We start from the raw sequence: 16,769 nt of genomic DNA, 5'->3' as shown, positions 1-16,769 counted from the left end.
TGTCATCGTGAAAAACGCCGGCATGTCCGGCGTTTTTTTTGTCTGCAAACTACCGAGGGATTCTTGTACCCTCTTCATCGACGAAACTCCCCGCTTCACCTTTACACTGATGTGGCCGGGCTACGGCTTGCAGTGGGAATCTCTTTACGCAGCCAGATGCCAAGCCCAAGGCCAATCAACGACAGTGCCAGTACGTACCAGGCTGGTGCCATCGGCGATACGCCCATCAGCATGGTGACGGCAATCGGCGTCAGGCCGCCGAAGATGGCGTAGGAGACGTTGTAGGAGAAAGAAATCCCGGTAAAACGCACTTCCGCCGGGAAGGCGCGCACCATCACGTACGGTACCGCGCCGACCACGCCGACGCACAGCCCTACCAGCCCGTAGAGCAGGAATAGCTGTTCAGGATGCGTTCCCGCAAGGTGGTAGAAGAACCAGCTTGAGCAGGCGAGCAAGATACTGCCAACGATAAAGGTTTTGCTGGCCCCCACACGATCGACAATCAGCCCTGCCAACAGGCAGCCAACGCAGAGCATAATCGTCGCCACGCTATTGGCCTGTAAGGTCAGCGCGGGAGCAAAGCCATATTGCTTTTGCAGCCAGACCGGCGACATCAGGATAACCACCACGATGCCCGCCGACAGCAGCCAGGTCAGCAGCATCGAGACCACCACCGCCTGCTTGTGCTTGAGGACAACGGATTTAATCGGCAGCTCTTGCGCCAACGCTTTGCGCTGCTGCATCTCAAGGAAAATAGGCGTTTCCTGCAACCAGCGACGTAGGTACATCGCCACCAGGCCGAAAATACCGCCCAGCAGGAACGGGATACGCCAGCCGCCATCATGAATGGCCTGCGCGGAAAGCTGGGTGTTAATCAGCGTTGCCACTACCGAGCCCAGCAGGATCCCTACCGTCAGCCCAGCCGTCAACGTGCCACAGGCAATACCGATGCGGCGCGCAGGCACATGTTCAGCGACAAATACCCACGCCCCCGGCACTTCCCCGCCGATTGCCGCGCCCTGCAAAATACGCATCAGCAATAGCAGCAACGGTGCGGCCAGCCCCGCGGTGGCAAAGGTCGGCAGCAGGCCAATCGCCAGCGTCGGCACCGCCATCAGCAAAATGCTAAGGGTGAACATTTTTTTGCGCCCGACCAGATCGCCGAAATGCGCCATGATGATGCCACCCAGCGGGCGAGCCAGATAGCCAGCGGCAAAGATGCCAAAGGTCTGCACCTGGCGCAGCCACTCAGGGATGTCGGCTGGGAAGAAAAGCTCCCCGACGACGGCGGCGAAGAAGACGAAAATGATGAAATCATAAAACTCCAGCGCACCACCTAAGGCCGCCAGCGTCAGCGTTTTATAATCTTGTCGATTCAGAGGTCGGGTGTAATGTGACATAACAAACCATTCGCAAAGTTGAGCTGTTGATATAAGTTTACGATATGTGTAAAGCAAAAATGACTATACCGTAAACCCTATCGCACTCCAAAGGAATGATAGGTTATGTCAGAAAAGCATCACATTCAGGATAAAGTCTCGCGACGCGCGCTCTTAGGGCGAAATGCTGCTACGACATCGCTATTGGTCTCGATATAAGGTCCTTCCAGCAACTGTACACAATACGGTACACTTGCAAAGATGCCGTTCACCAGCACCTTACCATCAGCGTCTTTCACCCCTTCCAGCGTCTCCTGAATCGCCTTCGGCTGACCCGGCAGGTTGAGGATCAGCGCCTGCTTGCGGATAACCCCCACCTGACGGGAAAGAATGGCGGTCGGGACAAAGTGCAGGCTCACCTGGCGCATCTGCTCGCCAAAGCCCGGCATCACGCGGTCGGCAATCGCCAGCGTCGCATCCGGGGTAACATCGCGCCGCGCCGGACCGGTACCGCCGGTAGTCAGCACCAGGTGGCAGCTCATCTCGTCCACCAGCTCACACAGGGTTTGCTCAATGATGGTTTGCTCATCAGGGATCAGGCGAGTTTCCACCTTAAAAGGGGTCGTCAGCGCTGACGCCAGCCACTCTTCCAGTGCCGGGATACCTTTGTCCTGATAAACGCCGCTGGAGGCGCGGTCAGAGATAGAAACTAAGCCAATGCGTAAAGTGTTCATGATTATTCCGTTAAAACCGTAGCGTTAAGCAGAATAATACACGCGAATGGGCGGCAATACTAAGACCCCAAACGGGTTATCCACGCAGGTCAATAGGCAAAAAAACAGCCCGCTCTCTTGAGAGAAGCGGGCTGTTGTCGGACAGACAGGCTGAATTACAGCAGGTCGCCGATCATTTTTTCCAGTTTTTCCTGGTCGATGGCAAACTTACGGATACCTTCCGCCAGTTTATCTACCGCCATTGGATCCTGGTTGTGCTGCCACAGGAACTCGGACTCAGTGATGCGGCTTGGGCGCGCTTTCACTTCGCCGGTGTAGGAGAGTTTACGCTCCAGAGCACCTTCGCTTTCTGCCAGCTCTTTGAGCAGCGCAGGGGCGATAGTCAGGCGGTCACAGCCAGCCAGTTCAACGATCTCGCCGATGTTACGGAAGCTTGCGCCCATAACAACAGTCTCGTAGCCGTGCTGTTTGTAGTACTGGTAGATTTCGCTAACAGAAACCACGCCTGGATCTTCCGCTGGTGCGTACTCTTTCTTATCGGTATTGGCTTTGTACCAATCCAGAATACGGCCCACGAACGGGGAGATCAGGAACACGCCAGCTTCAGCACAAGCACGGGCCTGCGCGAAGGAGAACAGCAGCGTCAGGTTACAGTTGATGCCTTCTTTTTCCAGCTGCTCCGCGGCGCGGATACCCTGCCAGGTAGAAGCCAGTTTGATCAGGATACGATCGTTGCTGATACCCGCATCGTTATACATCTTGATCAGACGTTTCGCTTTCGCGATGGACGCATCGGTGTCGTAAGAAAGACGCGCATCAACTTCAGTAGAGATACGACCCGGGACCAGTTTCAGAATTTCCAGACCGATATTTACGGCCAGTTTGTCCGTTGCATCTACAACCTGCTGAGCACGGTCGCTGCTCTGGCTACGCGCCCACTCAACCGCATCGTCAATCAGTTTGCGGTATTCAGGGATCTGTGCGGCGCCCAGAATCAGGGAAGGGTTGGTTGTCGCATCCTGAGGCTGATACAGCTTCATTGCTGCGATGTCTCCGGTGTCAGCCACTACGGTTGTGTACTGACGCAGAGATGTCAATTTATCCGTCATGATAGTGTTTCTCTTTAAACAGCTGTTAGGGGGATGTAACCGGTCTGCCTCGATAATATCACGCCCCGACCTCAGCGCAACCGCCGACATCACCAGACCGCAGAGTATGATAAACTGAAGCATCAAACTTTACGGGTTGAGATTCTTCGCCCAAAAAGTGGTAACGCTTACATTGGCTGAATCGAATCGTGCGAAGGAACGTGTTCTTCCCGTAAACAGCCACCAATTTCGGCATAGACAAGAGGACGTTTAATGCCTGATTTCCTGTCTTTTATTAGCGAGATACTGTGGGGTTCGGTAATGATTTACCTGCTCCTCGGGTGCGGCATTTGGTTCACCTGGAGAACCGGCTACATCCAGTTTCGCTACATTCGTCAGTTTAGCAAAAGTCTGAAAAGAAGCCTGACACCGCGCGAAGGCGGACTCACCTCTTTCCAGGTGCTCTGTATCAGTCTCGCGGCTCGCGTTGGTAGCGGCAACCTGGCCGGCGTCGCGCTGGCGATAACCGTCGGCGGCCCCGGCGCGGTGTTCTGGATGTGGGTCGCAGCCATCATCGGTATGGCCAGCAGCTTTGCGGAGTGCTCGCTTGCCCAACTCTACAAAGAGCGCGATGCCAAAGGTCAGTTCCGCGGCGGCCCGGCGTGGTATATGTCTCGGGGTCTGGGAATGCGCTGGATGGGCGTACTCTTCTCGCTCTTCCTGCTGGCAGCTTACGGATTAATCTTTAATACCGTTCAGGCCAACTCCACGGCGCACGCGCTGCAGTATGCCTTCAACGTACCTGGCGGCGTGACCGGTGGAGTCATGGCGATCCTCGCGCTGCTGGTGATTATGCGCGGCCTGAAAGGGGCCGCACGTCTGAGCCAGTGGTTAGTACCCTTTATGGCGATTCTATGGGTGCTGACGTGCCTGCTGATCACCCTGTGGCACATTGTCGAGCTGCCTTCCATCGTCAATCTGATTATCCGCAGCGCCTTTGGCTGGCAGGAAGCGGCGGCTGGTGCCGCTGGCTACACCGTGAGCCAGGCCATCACCAGCGGCTTTCAGCGCAGCATGTTCTCCAACGAGGCCGGTATGGGCTCAACGCCTAATGCCGCCGCAGCCGCCGCATCCTTCCCACCGCATCCGGCGGCGCAGGGCATTGTGCAGATGATTGGCGTGCTGATTGATACCATCGTTATCTGTAGCGCCAGCGCGATGGTGGTCCTGCTGGCCGGCCATGGCACGAAAACCACCAGCTATGACGGTATTCAGCTTATCCAGCACGCCATGAGCGTGCTGGTTGGGGAATGGGGTGCCAGCTTTGTCGCCGTGGTGATGATCTTGTTCGCCTTCACCTCCATCGTGGCAAACTACATCTACGCCGAGAACAACCTGATCTTTCTACGCTGGGATAAGCCGTGGGCAATCTGGCTGCTACGCATCGCGACGCTGTCGATGGTGGTGTTGGGCAGCCTGCTGAGTCTACCGGTGGTTTGGCAAATGGCGGATGTGATTATGGCGCTGATGGCCATCACCAACCTGACGGCGATTCTGTTGCTCTCACCGGTGGTGCGCATTATCGCACTGGACTATCTGCGCCAGCGTAAGCTCGGCGTGACGCCGGTATTTGATCCCGATTATTACCCGGAAATCGCTCAGCAGCTGGCACCAGAGAGTTGGGATCAACCACCGCGCCAATGACAGCAATCGATCACTTTGCGCCGTTTTTTTGTTAAAGTTGCGTGAAATTTTCTGCAAGGACTGGATATGCTGATTCTGATTTCCCCGGCCAAAACGCTCGATTACCAAAGCGAGCTGACCACCAAACGCTTTACCCAGCCCGCGCTGCTGGAGCACTCCCAGCAGCTTATCCGCGAAGCGCGTAAGCTCTCCGCACCGCAGATAAAGGCGCTGATGGGCATTAGCGACAAACTCGCTGACCTGAACGCGACGCGCTTCCACGATTGGCACCCGGACTTCACGCCCGATAACGCGCGTCAGGCCATTCTGGCGTTTAAGGGCGATGTCTATACCGGACTGCAGGCGGAAACCTTCAGCGAGGCGGACTTCGATTTTGCTCAGCAGCACCTGCGGATGCTCTCAGGCCTGTACGGCGTACTGCGTCCGCTGGATCTGATGCAGCCCTATCGTCTGGAAATGGGCATTCGCCTCGAAAACCCACGCGGCAAAGATCTCTACCAGTTCTGGGGGGATGAAATCACTAAAACGCTGAACGCAGCGCTAGAAGCACAGGGCGACGACGTGGTGATTAATCTCGCCTCAGACGAATACTTCCGCTCGGTGAAACCGAAGGCGCTTGAAGGTCGCATTATTAAACCAGTGTTCCTCGACGAGAAGAACGGCAAATTCAAGGTCATCAGCTTCTACGCCAAAAAAGCGCGCGGGCTGATGAGCCGATACATCATTGAAAATCGTCTGAGCAAGCCGGAGCAGCTGACCGGGTTCGATAGCGAAGGGTATTTCTTCGATGCGGAAAACTCGAGCGCTGAAGAGCTGGTCTTCAAACGCCACGAGCAGTAATAAACCAGTAGGCCTGATAAGCATAGCGCCATCAGGCAGATCGGCGACGATTGCAGGATGGCGGCGTTGCCTTATCCGGCCTACTGTTTAGCGATGGTTATTTGGCGGCAGCGGACGGTGATCGTCCCCGTGGCCGCGATTGTCACCATGTCCACGATCGTCGTGCCCACGATCGCCGTGATGATCGTCGTGACCATGGTTATCATAGTGCGGCGGCGGTGGCGTGTGAGCATGCCAGCGGTTGTCGCGCCATTCATAGTGATCCTTCCACCAGCTATGGTCACGCCAGTGTCCGCCATCCCAATAATTGCCGTGATTGTCCTGGTCGCCAATTTGCAGCTTTACAGCGGGCAGCAAAGTGATTTCTGCCGCTTGTGTCATAACCGGAGCTGCCAACAGCATTGCTAGTGCTAACATCGCAGGTTTTAACATAGGTAACTCCTTTATTCATCATTCGCCAATATGGCTGATGAATAAAGATTACTGTGGTAAATACCAGCTTGTTATTCTCCGCAATCCTATATTCTGAGCACCCGCATTTATTGGGAATTTCTCCTTTTTCCCTACCATATCTCTGCATAATTTCTCCCTATTTCCCCCTTCGTTTAGAAAGGGGAAACGGAGACTTTACGCCTTGTTCATCATCAGCTTACGCAGCTCAGCATAGTCAGCCGGCAGGTTATGCGATAACAGCGGCAGGTCGGCGCGGTCCGCCAGCGCTTTTGGCAGAGGCAGCGTTTCACCCAGAATCTCTTCAACGCTCTCTTTAAACTTCGCTGGATGCGCGGTGCCAAGGAACAGGCCGTACTCGCCAGGCTGTAGCTGGTCACGCAGTGCGCGATAGGCAATCGCCGCGTGCGGCTCAGAGGTGTAGCCGATCCCCTGCAATTCACGCATGGTCGCTTTGGTGGTTTCATCATCTACCGCCGCATAACCCAGCTCGTTCAGACGCCAGATTTTGCGACGGAAGAGCTCTTCCACGCGCGGCCAGTTGTTCGGCTGGCTCACATCCATGGCGTTAGACAAGGTGGCCTGAGTGGCCTTCGGCGCCCATTTGCCGTCCTGCAGGAAGCGTGGCACGGTGTCGTTGGCGTTGGTGGCTGCAATAAAGCGTTTCACCGGCAGACCCAGCGATTTCGCCAACAGGCCAGCGGTCAGGTCGCCAAAGTTACCGCTTGGCACAGAAATCACCAACTGATTGCGCGCTTCTTGCGGCAGCTGCGCGACCGCTTCAAAGTAGTAGCAAATCTGCGCCAGCAGGCGGCTGATGTTGATAGAGTTGGCGGAGTTCAGACCCAGCGCCACCTTCAGTTCTTCATCATCGAAGGCCTGTTTAACCAGCGCCTGGCAGGCATCGAAATCACCGTCAATGGCGACGGTTTCAATGTTGCCGCCCAGGGTACAGAAGAGTTTTTCCTGCAGCGAGCTGATTTTGCCGCGCGGATACAGGATAACCACTTTAACGTTAGGCAAGCCGTAGAAAGCGTGCGCCACGGCCGCGCCGGTATCGCCTGAGGTTGCGGTCAGGATGGTTACCGGTTTGTCGCCCGCGATAAGGGTCAGCATCTGCGCCATAAAACGGCCGCCGAAGTCTTTAAACGCCAGGGTCGGGCCGTGGAACAGTTCCAGGCAACCTACGTCTTCCTGTACCTGGTTTACCGGCGCCGGGAAGGTGAACGCTTTCCCGATACGCGCCGCCAGCTCAGCCTGCGGGATTTCATCGCCAATGAACGCGGAGAGGATCTTCGCGCTACGGGTAACGAAGTCCTGGGTCAGCAGGTCATCAATGTCGGTCAGGTTGAATTCCGGCAGGTCATGCGGGAAGAACAGCCCCTGGTGTTTGCCAAGCCCTTGAGTCACAGCCTGCGCAAAGCTGACCTGCTCATTGTGATCTTTTAAGTTATAGAGTTTCATCGGTTATCCCACTACTCGTGCGCCCGCTGTGTCCAGCCGGCAAATATGAACAAAGCCTTCTTGATTCTGCAGATAATGCTGGCCGAGCCAGTCCGCCACGCGCTGCGCCGTTTCCGTTTTATCGCACAGGGCAAACAGCGTTGGCCCGGAACCGGAGATACCGCAGGAAATAGCGCCAATACCAGCCACCGCCTGACGCGCTTCATTGAAGCCCGGCAGCAGTTTGGTACGGTACGGCTCAGCAATCACGTCTTTCATCAGTTTCGCCGCCAACTGAGGCTGACGGGAGTAGCAGGCATGAATAAAGCCCGCCAGGTGACGACCATGGGCAATACAGTCCTGACGACGATACTGGGCAGGCAAAATGGCCCGCGCTTCCGCCGTCGAGACTTTAATCCCCGGGTAGGCCAGCACCCAAAGCCAATCATCGAAGCACGGTACCTGCTGGCTGATAATGTCGTTCTCTTCAATCATCAGCTGCATACCGCCCAGATAGCACGGTGCAACGTTATCGTAATGCACGCTACCGGAGATCCGCCCTTCCAGCTCGCCCATCAGGGCCAGCATGCGGGTTTCATCCAGCGGCTTACCGCAGAATTCGTTCATCGCCACCAGCGCGGCGACCACGGAACAAGCGCTGGAACCCAGGCCTGAACCGATCGGCATATTTTTTTCCAGCGTCATCGCTACCGGCACGTTCTTGCCAATTTCCTGGCAGTAGCGTTCCCAGCATTGGTAGACGATGTTTTCATGCGGGTCGCTCGGCAGTTTATCCGCAAAGCGCCCCAGATTTTGCAGGCTGAAGCGGTCTGCCGCCTCAACCGATACGTTATCGCCCAGCAGACTGCCGTCAATCGGCGTCACAGCGGCACCCAGTACATCAAACCCGACGCTCATATTGGCACTGGAAGCCGGGGCATAAACCTTAACCATGTTAAACTCCTAACTTCCATGACAGCGTACGCAGAAGGTCAGCAAATACCCCTGCTGCCGTCACATCGTTGCCTGCGCCATAGCCGCGCAGAACCAGCGGAAGCGGTTGATAGTAGCGGCTGTAGAACGCCAGCGCGTTCTCGCCATTTTTGATTTTATACAGTGGGTCGTTACCATCGACGGCGGCCACTTTTACCCGACATACGCCGTCTTCTTCGATGTTGCCAACATAGCGCAGCACTTTGCCTTCATCACGCGCTTTCGCCACGCGAGCGGAATATTCATCATCAAGTTGCGGTAAACGGGCCATAAAGCTTTCGGTATCGCCTGAAGAATCAAAGCGCTCTGGCAGTACGGATTCAACCACAATATCACTGAGTTCCAGATGGCGTCCGGTTTCACGCGCCAGAATGAGCAGCTTGCGCGCCACGTCCATTCCAGACAGGTCGTCACGCGGGTCCGGTTCGGTATAGCCCATTCCGCGTGCCATCGCCGTGGCTTCGGACAGGCTCATGCCCTCATCCAGCTTGCCGAAAATAAACGACAGTGAACCCGAAAGAATCCCGGAGAAGTGCTGCAGTTCATCACCCGCGTTCAGCAGGTTTTGCAGGTTTTCAATCACCGGCAGGCCCGCACCGACGTTGGTGTCGTAGAGGAATTTACGACGCGACAGCCCAGCAGCATGACGCAGTTGATGGTAGTAATCCATCGACGAAGTGTTGGCCTTTTTGTTCGGCGTCACCACGTGGAAACCTTCGCGCAGGAAGTCTGCGTATTGGTCCGCCACCGCCTGGCTTGAAGTACAGTCGACAATGACAGGGTTCAGCAGGTGATACTCTTTCACCAGGCGAATCAGGCGTCCCAGGTTGAACGGTTCTTTGGCTTCTGCCAGTTCGGCTTCCCAGTTTTCAAGATTCAGGCCATGCACGCTGGTGAGCAGCGCACGGGAGTTCGCCACACCGCACACGCGCAGGTCGATATGTTTTTTCTTCAGCCATGCCTGCTGGCGTTTGATTTGCTCAAGCAACGCGCCACCGACGCCACCCACGCCCACCAGGAACACTTCAATCACCTGATCGGTGTTAAACAGCATCTGATGAGTCACGCGCACGCCGGTCGTCGCATCGTCGTTATTCACTACGACGGAGATAGAGCGCTCGGACGAGCCCTGGGCAATCGCCACGATATTGATATTGGCGCGAGCCAGCGCGGCGAAGAATTTCGCCGAGATGCCGCGCAGCGTGCGCATACCGTCGCCCACCACGGAGATGATCGCCAGACGCTCCATGATGGCCAGCGGTTCCAGCAGCTCTTCTTTCAGCTCCAGATAGAACTCATCTTCCATCGCTTTCTTCGCCCGCGCACAGTCGCTCTGCGGCACGCAGAAGCTGATGCTGTATTCGGAAGAAGATTGGGTAATCAGGACCACCGAGATCCCGGCGCGAGACATGGTCGCAAACACGCGCGCCGCCATGCCAACCATGCCCTTCATGCCAGGGCCAGAGACGTTGAACATCGCCATGTTGTTAAGGTTAGAGATCCCCTTCACTGGCAGTGAGTCATCATCGCTGCTGGCACCGATAAGCGTACCGGGTGCTTGAGGATTACCGGTATTTTTAATCAGACAAGGGATCTGGAACTGGGCGATTGGGGCAATAGTGCGAGGGTGAAGAACTTTGGCGCCGAAGTAGGAGAGCTCCATCGCTTCCTGATACGACATGCTCTTCAGCAGCCGCGCATCCGGTACCTGGCGTGGGTCGCAGGTGTAAACACCGTCGACATCGGTCCAGATTTCACAACAGTCGGCGCGCAAACAGGCGGCCAGCACGGCGGCGGAATAGTCGGAGCCGTTACGCCCCAGCACTACCAGCTCGCCCTTCTCGTTGCCGGCGGTAAAGCCAGCCATCAGCACCATGTGATCGGATGGGATCTGGCTTGCCACGATACGACGAGTAGATTCAGCAATATCGACAGTAGATTCAAGGTAGTGGCCAACGGCCAGCAGTTTTTCGACCGGATTAATCACGGTCACCTTATGGCCGCGAGCGCTCAGCAGGCCAGCCATGATAGCAATCGACAGTTTCTCGCCGCGGCAGATAAGCCCTGCGTTGACGCTGTCCGGGCACTGACCCAGCAGGCTGATGCCGTGCAGGATGTGTTTAATCTGGGAGAATTCCAGCTCAACGGCAGCTTTCAGGTCGGCGAGCGGAAAGCCGGGCTGGGCGTTAGCGAGTCCCTGAAGCAGTTCAGCAAAGATTCGTTCGGCATCGGCGATATTGGTCAGCGCATCCTGGCCACCAATGGTTTTTTCAATCATCGCCACGAGGTGGTTGGTGATTTTTGCCGGGGCAGAGAGCACGGTTGCTACCTGCCCCTGCCTGGCGTTGCTTTCCAGGATATCGGCAACGCGCAGGAATCGCTCCGCATTTGCCACTGATGTACCGCCGAACTTCAAGACTCGCATGGTTTTACCCCTTGATCACTAGTCGAAAAAAAAGCCCGCACTGTTTAGGTGCGGGCTTTTTTTTGTGTTTCCTGTACGCGTCAGCCCGCACCGTTACCTGTGGTAATAGTGGTGGTGGTAATGGTCATAATGCTGCTGATGCGAATCATGGATGTTGTGTGCTCTGTTATTTCTCTGTCTGTATACCTATATTGGTTAAAGTATCTGTCCGTCTAAGTCAATGAATTTTTAACTTCGTCACGTTCCGCAACCACTTCACATCAGCCCAAACAACTACCGATAAACCACCACAACAGCCATAAGTTAAGCAAAATGTTGGGGTATAACACCATACGTAAACACGATGACAGAATTTTACTCCGGCATATTTTTTTCAATATCATGCAGCAAACGATGCAACATTGCCGTATCGCGATGCGTTAGTAAGCCAATACGTTGTTGCAGCCAGTCAGCCATTTTTACATCTCCGGCGACATCCAGGCGCGCAAGCAAAGCAGTGATACGCGCCCTTAACGCAATCAGCTGATTCCCGTCACCTTCCGTTGCCGTCGGGTTCGCGGTTTGTAACAGCGAGGAGAGCTGATAACAATAAACCATCACCGCCTGCCCCAGGTTTAACGAGGGGTAGTCTGCCACCATCGGTACGCCGGTCAGCACATCGGCCAGCGCCAGTTCTTCGTTGGTCAGCCCGGAATCTTCGCGGCCAAACACTAGCGCGGCGTGCCCCATCCACTGCGCTTTTTCCTCAAGCATCGGCAGCAATTCCTGCGGCGTAGCGTAGTAGTGGAAACGGGCACGGCTGCGGGCGGTGGTAGCAACAGTGAAGTCCACGTCGTGCAGCGCCTCCGCCAGCGTCGGGTAACACGTGATGCCATCAATGATATCGGTCGAACCGTGAGCCACCCATCGTGTCGCTGGCTCAAGATGCGCGACGCTGTCTACGATACGTAAATCATGGAATCCCATGGTTTTCATTGCTCGGGCAGCAGCACCGATATTTTCGGCTCTTGCTGGAGAAACCAGCACAATAGATAAGCGCATTTAAAGTTCTCTTAATTTCCTGTTATTGGGCAATAATGTGATGTACTTCAACATATTGCGCAGCGCGAATTTACAAAATTGCAACAAAAATCACTGAAATGATGTTTCATAACATATAAAAAAAGCTAAACTATTCAGGGCGAAATTATCAATTTGTAATGTTAACAGAAGTAGCATATCTCTATGTTTATACGAACTATTTCCATTACCGTAGAACAATAACAATTGGATTCACCGTATTTATCAGTTAACCTGTGCAACTACTTGAGTTGTGGAAAAAATGTGATAGCCGTTATCATTCCGGAGCGATGATTTCACCAAACTGTTAACGTGCTACAATTGAACTTGATATATGTCAACGAAGCGTAGGTTTATTGGCGGTCTGGTGCCTCTTTACCTGTTATGTTGCTGTTAAAATGGTTAGGATGACAACCGTTTTTGACACTGTCGGGTCCAGAGGGAAGAGTACCCACGACCAAGCTAATGATGTTGTTGACGTTGATGGAAAGTGCATCAAGAACGCAATTACGTACTTTAGTCATGTTACGCCGATCATGTTAATTTTCGACATGCATCAGGCAGGTCAGGGACTATTGGTACTTCCTGTTTCGATTTAGTTGGCAATTTAGGTAGCAAACATGCAGACCCCGCACATTCTTATCGTTGAAGACGAGTTGGTAACACGCAACACGTTAAAAAGTATTTTCGAAGCAGAAGGCTACGATGTGTTCGAAGCGACCGATGGCGCGGAAATGCATCAGATCCTGTCTGAAAATGACATCAACCTGGTGATCATGGATATCAACCTGCCAGGTAAAAACGGCCTTCTGCTGGCACGCGAACTGCGTGAACAAGCGAACGTCGCTCTGATGTTCCTGACCGGTCGCGACAATGAAGTCGACAAGATCCTCGGTCTGGAAATTGGTGCAGATGATTACATCACCAAACCGTTCAACCCACGCGAACTGACCATCCGTGCGCGCAACCTGCTGTCCCGTACCATGAACCTGGGTACCGTCAGTGAAGAACGTCGTAGCGTTGAAAGCTACAAGTTCAACGGCTGGGAACTGGACATCAACAGCCGCTCTCTGGTGAGCCCGAACGGTGAGCAGTACAAGCTGCCACGTAGCGAGTTCCGCGCGATGCTGCACTTCTGCGAAAACCCAGGTAAAATTCAGTCTCGTGCTGAACTGCTGAAGAAAATGACCGGCCGTGAGCTTAAGCCACACGACCGTACGGTTGACGTCACCATTCGTCGCATCCGTAAGCATTTCGAGTCTACGCCGGATACCCCGGAAATCATCGCCACTATCCACGGCGAAGGTTACCGCTTCTGTGGCGAGCTGCAGGAATAAGACAACAAAACGGCGCTTACAGCGCCGTTTTTTTTGCCTCTATTTTGCCGCTGCCGGTGCTTCAGCCCACGGCATGATAGGTACGGCGCTAATCGCATTTTTCGGCGACCCATCAACCACCTTGTCGGAATAGGCAAGGTAGGCCAGCGTGTTACGTTTTGCATCGTAGAAACGTACGACCTGCAGTGATTTAAACACCAGCGACGTGCGTTTCTTAAAGACCACCTCACCTTCCGCTTTGCCGTTCTTAATTTTATCGCTCAGCTCCACCGGCCCAACCTGCTGGCAGGAGATGGCGGCATCGGAAGTATCTTCCGCCAGACCTAACCCGCCTTTAATGCCACCGGTCTTGGCACGGCTGACATAGCAGGTCACGTTTTTGACATCCGGATCGTCAAAAGCTTCCACCACAATTTTATGATCGGGGCCAAACATTTTGAAAACCGTATCAACAGAACCAATCTGCTCAGCGTGAGCGCCCAGGCTGGAGACACCTAGTAACAGGCCAGCCATTAATTTCTTGTATTTCATATTGTTACCATTTTCGTTGATTGCGTTGATGAATTATTCAACATCCACCAGGAAAGTGTTTTAAGATCACAGCTTTACAAAAATAAGCGTTATTTCTAATGTAAAAACGCACTTATGCACAAAAAAAACACTGAATGCTAAAACAGCAAAAGATGCTATTATCCGCTACTTTGGTAACAGGCACCTAAGAAATTAAGGATGAGGGCATTTTATGGATCAGGCTGGGATTATTCGCGATCTCCTCGTTTGGCTGGAAGGACATTTAGATCAGCCTTTATCGCTTGATAATGTGGCAGCAAAAGCGGGTTATTCCAAATGGCACCTGCAACGTATGTTCAAAGACGTTACCGGCCATGCCATTGGCGCTTACATCCGTGCTCGCCGTCTCTCTAAATCAGCCGTTGCGCTGCGCCTGACCGCGCGCCCTATCCTTGATATCGCTTTGCAGTATCGCTTCGATTCCCAGCAAACCTTCACTCGTGCGTTCAAAAAGCAGTTCTCGCTGACGCCCGCGCTTTACCGCCGTTCTCCAGACTGGAGCTCGTTTGGTATGCGTCCGCCGCTGCGTCTGGGTGAATTTACGATGCCGAAGTACGAGTTTGTGACGCTGCCAACCACACAGCTGATGGGCGTCACCCAGAGCTACACCTGCAAACTGGAAGAGATTTCCGATTTCCGCCAGCAAATGCGCGTACAGTTCTGGACCGATTTCCTCGGCAACTCACCGTCTCTTCCACCGATTCTGTACGGCATGCATGAGCCGCGTCCGAGCCTGGAAAAAGATGATGAACAGGAAGTGTTCTACACCACGGCGTTGACGCCAGAGTTGGCGAATGGCCATATCAACAACGCGCATCCGGTGACCCTTGAAGGCGGCGAATACGTGATGTTCACCTATGAAGGGCTCGGAACGGGTCTGCAGGAGTTTATTCTGACCCTGTACGGCACCTGTATGCCGATGCTGAATCTGACGCGCCGTAAGGGCCAGGATATCGAGCGTTTCTTCCCGCAGGATGAAGCCCGGAACCAGGAACCGCCAATTATGCTGCGCTGCGAGTACCTGATTCCGATCCGTCGTTAACGCTGTAACTCATCCAACGCAGGGGCGTCCAGATGTGAGATGTCCCCTGCCGTTTCAACTATCCAGCCCGGCGCCAGCCACAAACTTTCCTGATAATCCACTCGTGAGATAGAGCAGTTACGCAGACGCAAGCGGCGTTCCGCATGGGCAGGCAGCCCCAGGATAGTACTGACCAGGCAACCCAGCGCAATACCATGGCTCACCAGCAGCGGTCGACTACCAGCAGGCAAGTCGAGGCAGGCATTTAACCCCGCACGCATGCGTTCGCTCAGCTCTTGCATCGACTCACCTTCAGGAATACGGCCGTCTGGCGTGCCGTTGACCACCAGCCGACGCCACGCTTCTTCTTCGGCGCTGAGCGAGTCAAGGTGACGCTGCTCCAGTACGCCCATATCAAGCTCGCGCAGACGCGCATCGAACGTCACACCACAGCCGCAGGCATCCGCAATGATCTCGGCGGTACGACGTGTACGGCCCAGATCGCTGGCAATGACATGAGTGATACCGTAGGTGCGTACACGCTCACCGACCTGTACGGCCTGCTGCTCTCCTTTAGCCGTCAGGGGGCTATCGGACTGGCCTTGAATACGCCTTTCGGCGTTCCACTGCGTTTCGCCATGGCGAACAAGATATACCTGTAACATGTTTTTTATCCGTTATACTGCGATGACATTTTATTAGCTGAGTTGTGTAGATTATGCATCAAGTTGTCGCTGCTACCACCAATCCTGCCAAAATTCAGGCTATTCTTGCCGCATTTGACCAGATTTTTGGTGAAGGATCCTGCCAAATCACACCGGTTTCCGTTGATACCGGTGTACCCGAGCAGCCGTTCGGTAGTCCTGAGACGCGGGCAGGCGCGCGCAACCGCGTGGCTAACGCGCGTGAAGCTCGCCCAGAAGCCGATTTCTGGGTAGCCATTGAAGCAGGGATCGATGAAGGCGCCACCTTTAGCTGGGTGGTGATTGAGAATAACAAACTGCGCGGTGAAGCCCGTTCCGCCACCCTGCCGCTGCCGGAGGCTATCCTTGAACAGGTACGCGCTGGAGAAGCGTTAGGGCCGATCATGTCGAAGTACACCGGCATTGATAAGATTGGCAACAAAGAAGGCGCTATTGGCGTGTTCACCGCTGGCGTACTCACGCGCAGCAGCGTGTATCATCAGGCAGTTGTGCTGGCGCTCAGCCCCTTTCATAACGACCTGTATTGTCGGTAACCGCCGCACTACTGCCGGATGGCGGCTTTGCCTTCTCCGGCCTACAACTATGGGTAGGCCGGATAAGCGCAGCGCCGTCAGGCAATCTACCGTACCACGCCAGATGACGGATTAGGTTTTTGGCAGGGTTTGTTCCAGCCACTGACGCAGCTCTACCGGCGCTGACTTCAGGCTGTTAGATCCACGTGTGATCGTCGCGATCCCCGCGCCGAGTTCATTTTTCAGCTCACGCTGGCTCATTTCTCCGCGCAGCAGTTCTTCAATAATACGCACGCGAGTTCCCAGCGCTTCACGTTCGTCTGGAGTCATTATCAGATTGAGTAACGGCAGCGCGAGTTCATCGGTATACGCCAGACGCAGAAGCTCCACAAAGCGAAGCCACTCCTGGTTGCGCTGCTCAGCCACCGTGGCTGAATAAGGGGATTGTTGGGTCATGTCGGGCCACCATGTTATGCATGTACTCTTAAACGAGTACAAGCATAACACAGG

The 16,769-nt window shown here is 54.5% G+C and carries 17 protein-coding genes, 1 pseudogene and 1 other annotated feature; of the genes and pseudogenes, 5 read left to right on the top strand and 13 right to left on the bottom strand.

Annotation, left to right across the window (positions count from 1 at the left end):
* Window positions 1-101: 101 nt before the first annotated feature.
* The 3 genes from ACH1XZ_RS16095 to tal form a co-directional block, all read right to left on the bottom strand.
* Window positions 102-1,400, bottom strand: a complete 1,299-nt coding sequence (locus tag ACH1XZ_RS16095; protein WP_395596369.1) for an MFS transporter — start codon at window positions 1,398-1,400, stop codon at window positions 102-104.
* Window positions 1,401-1,525: 125 nt separating this feature from the next.
* Complete coding sequence (gene mog / locus ACH1XZ_RS16090; protein WP_035896213.1) at window positions 1,526-2,113, bottom strand: molybdopterin adenylyltransferase; 588 nt, start codon at window positions 2,111-2,113, stop codon at window positions 1,526-1,528.
* Between the two features lie 155 nt (window positions 2,114-2,268).
* The gene (tal, locus tag ACH1XZ_RS16085) at window positions 2,269-3,222 is read right to left on the bottom strand and encodes a transaldolase (RefSeq protein ID WP_395596368.1); all 954 of its coding nucleotides are present in this window, start codon (window positions 3,220-3,222) and stop codon (window positions 2,269-2,271) included.
* Window positions 3,223-3,474: 252 nt separating this feature from the next.
* On the opposite strand from tal, the gene ACH1XZ_RS16080 reads away from it, so the two are divergent.
* Entirely contained in the window at window positions 3,475-4,905 is a 1,431-nt protein-coding gene (locus tag ACH1XZ_RS16080) for an alanine/glycine:cation symporter family protein (protein WP_395596367.1), read from the top strand.
* A gap of 66 nt (window positions 4,906-4,971) precedes the next feature.
* Window positions 4,972-5,745 carry a peroxide stress protein YaaA gene (gene yaaA, locus ACH1XZ_RS16075; RefSeq protein WP_395596366.1) on the top strand — a complete coding sequence of 258 codons (774 nt, stop codon included), beginning with the start codon at window positions 4,972-4,974 and terminating at the stop codon, window positions 5,743-5,745.
* An 87-nt stretch (window positions 5,746-5,832) separates the two neighbouring features.
* Here the strand turns inward: yaaA and ACH1XZ_RS16070 are convergent, their stop codons facing one another.
* The 7 genes and pseudogenes from ACH1XZ_RS16070 to yjjY form a co-directional block, all read right to left on the bottom strand.
* Window positions 5,833-6,126, bottom strand: coding sequence for a DUF2502 domain-containing protein (locus ACH1XZ_RS16070; RefSeq protein ID WP_395596365.1), 294 nt, complete (start codon window positions 6,124-6,126; stop codon window positions 5,833-5,835).
* A gap of 246 nt (window positions 6,127-6,372) precedes the next feature.
* Complete coding sequence (thrC, locus tag ACH1XZ_RS16065) at window positions 6,373-7,659, bottom strand: threonine synthase (protein WP_395596364.1); 1,287 nt, start codon at window positions 7,657-7,659, stop codon at window positions 6,373-6,375.
* Between the two features lie 3 nt (window positions 7,660-7,662).
* Window positions 7,663-8,592, bottom strand: coding sequence for a homoserine kinase (thrB, locus tag ACH1XZ_RS16060; RefSeq protein WP_333496050.1), 930 nt, complete (start codon window positions 8,590-8,592; stop codon window positions 7,663-7,665).
* Between the two features lies 1 nt (window position 8,593).
* Window positions 8,594-11,056 (bottom strand): bifunctional aspartate kinase/homoserine dehydrogenase I, encoded by a 2,463-nt coding sequence (gene thrA / locus ACH1XZ_RS16055; RefSeq protein WP_395596363.1) that lies wholly within the window; start codon window positions 11,054-11,056, stop codon window positions 8,594-8,596.
* Between the two features lie 24 nt (window positions 11,057-11,080).
* Window positions 11,081-11,198: a sequence feature (Thr leader region), on the bottom strand.
* Window positions 11,137-11,205, bottom strand: coding sequence for a thr operon leader peptide (gene thrL / locus ACH1XZ_RS16050; RefSeq protein WP_072129079.1), 69 nt, complete (start codon window positions 11,203-11,205; stop codon window positions 11,137-11,139). It overlaps the preceding feature by 62 nt.
* A gap of 205 nt (window positions 11,206-11,410) precedes the next feature.
* Window positions 11,411-12,097, bottom strand: coding sequence for a tRNA/rRNA methyltransferase (locus ACH1XZ_RS16045; protein WP_395596362.1), 687 nt, complete (start codon window positions 12,095-12,097; stop codon window positions 11,411-11,413).
* Between the two features lie 400 nt (window positions 12,098-12,497).
* Window positions 12,498-12,639 (bottom strand): annotated as a pseudogene (gene yjjY, locus ACH1XZ_RS16040) (YjjY family protein).
* A gap of 96 nt (window positions 12,640-12,735) precedes the next feature.
* Here yjjY and arcA point away from each other — a divergent pair.
* On the top strand, window positions 12,736-13,452 hold the full coding sequence (gene arcA / locus ACH1XZ_RS16035; RefSeq protein WP_015966004.1) for a two-component system response regulator ArcA: 717 nt from the start codon (window positions 12,736-12,738) through the stop codon (window positions 13,450-13,452).
* 39 nt (window positions 13,453-13,491) lie between these two features.
* Here arcA and creA read toward each other — a convergent pair whose 3' ends face one another.
* A complete protein-coding gene (gene creA / locus ACH1XZ_RS16030) occupies window positions 13,492-13,983 on the bottom strand; it encodes a protein CreA (protein WP_395596361.1) in 492 nt (163 codons plus the stop codon).
* A gap of 211 nt (window positions 13,984-14,194) precedes the next feature.
* On the opposite strand from creA, the gene robA reads away from it, so the two are divergent.
* Entirely contained in the window at window positions 14,195-15,064 is an 870-nt protein-coding gene (robA, locus tag ACH1XZ_RS16025; protein WP_395596360.1) for an MDR efflux pump AcrAB transcriptional activator RobA, read from the top strand.
* Here robA and gpmB read toward each other — a convergent pair.
* Window positions 15,061-15,708: a 2,3-diphosphoglycerate-dependent phosphoglycerate mutase GpmB gene (gene gpmB / locus ACH1XZ_RS16020; protein ID WP_035894576.1), complete on the bottom strand. Its 648-nt coding sequence runs from the start codon at window positions 15,706-15,708 to the stop codon at window positions 15,061-15,063. The two genes, robA and gpmB, sit on opposite strands and share 4 nt — an antisense overlap.
* Before the next feature lie 53 nt (window positions 15,709-15,761).
* Here gpmB and yjjX point away from each other — a divergent pair, with 53 nt between their 5' ends.
* Window positions 15,762-16,280: an inosine/xanthosine triphosphatase gene (gene yjjX, locus ACH1XZ_RS16015; RefSeq protein ID WP_395596359.1), complete on the top strand. Its 519-nt coding sequence runs from the start codon at window positions 15,762-15,764 to the stop codon at window positions 16,278-16,280.
* A 111-nt stretch (window positions 16,281-16,391) separates the two neighbouring features.
* On the opposite strand, the gene trpR is transcribed toward yjjX, so the two are convergent.
* Window positions 16,392-16,715, bottom strand: a complete 324-nt coding sequence (gene trpR / locus ACH1XZ_RS16010; protein WP_035894574.1) for a trp operon repressor — start codon at window positions 16,713-16,715, stop codon at window positions 16,392-16,394.
* Window positions 16,716-16,769 lie beyond the last annotated feature (54 nt).

Origin of the sequence: Kluyvera chengduensis (assembly GCF_044197065.1) — a bacterium.
GTDB lineage: Bacteria > Pseudomonadota > Gammaproteobacteria > Enterobacterales > Enterobacteriaceae > Kluyvera > Kluyvera ascorbata_C.
Note: the sequence above shows the minus strand (reverse complement) of the source record. Positions and strands in the feature narration are given on the sequence as shown.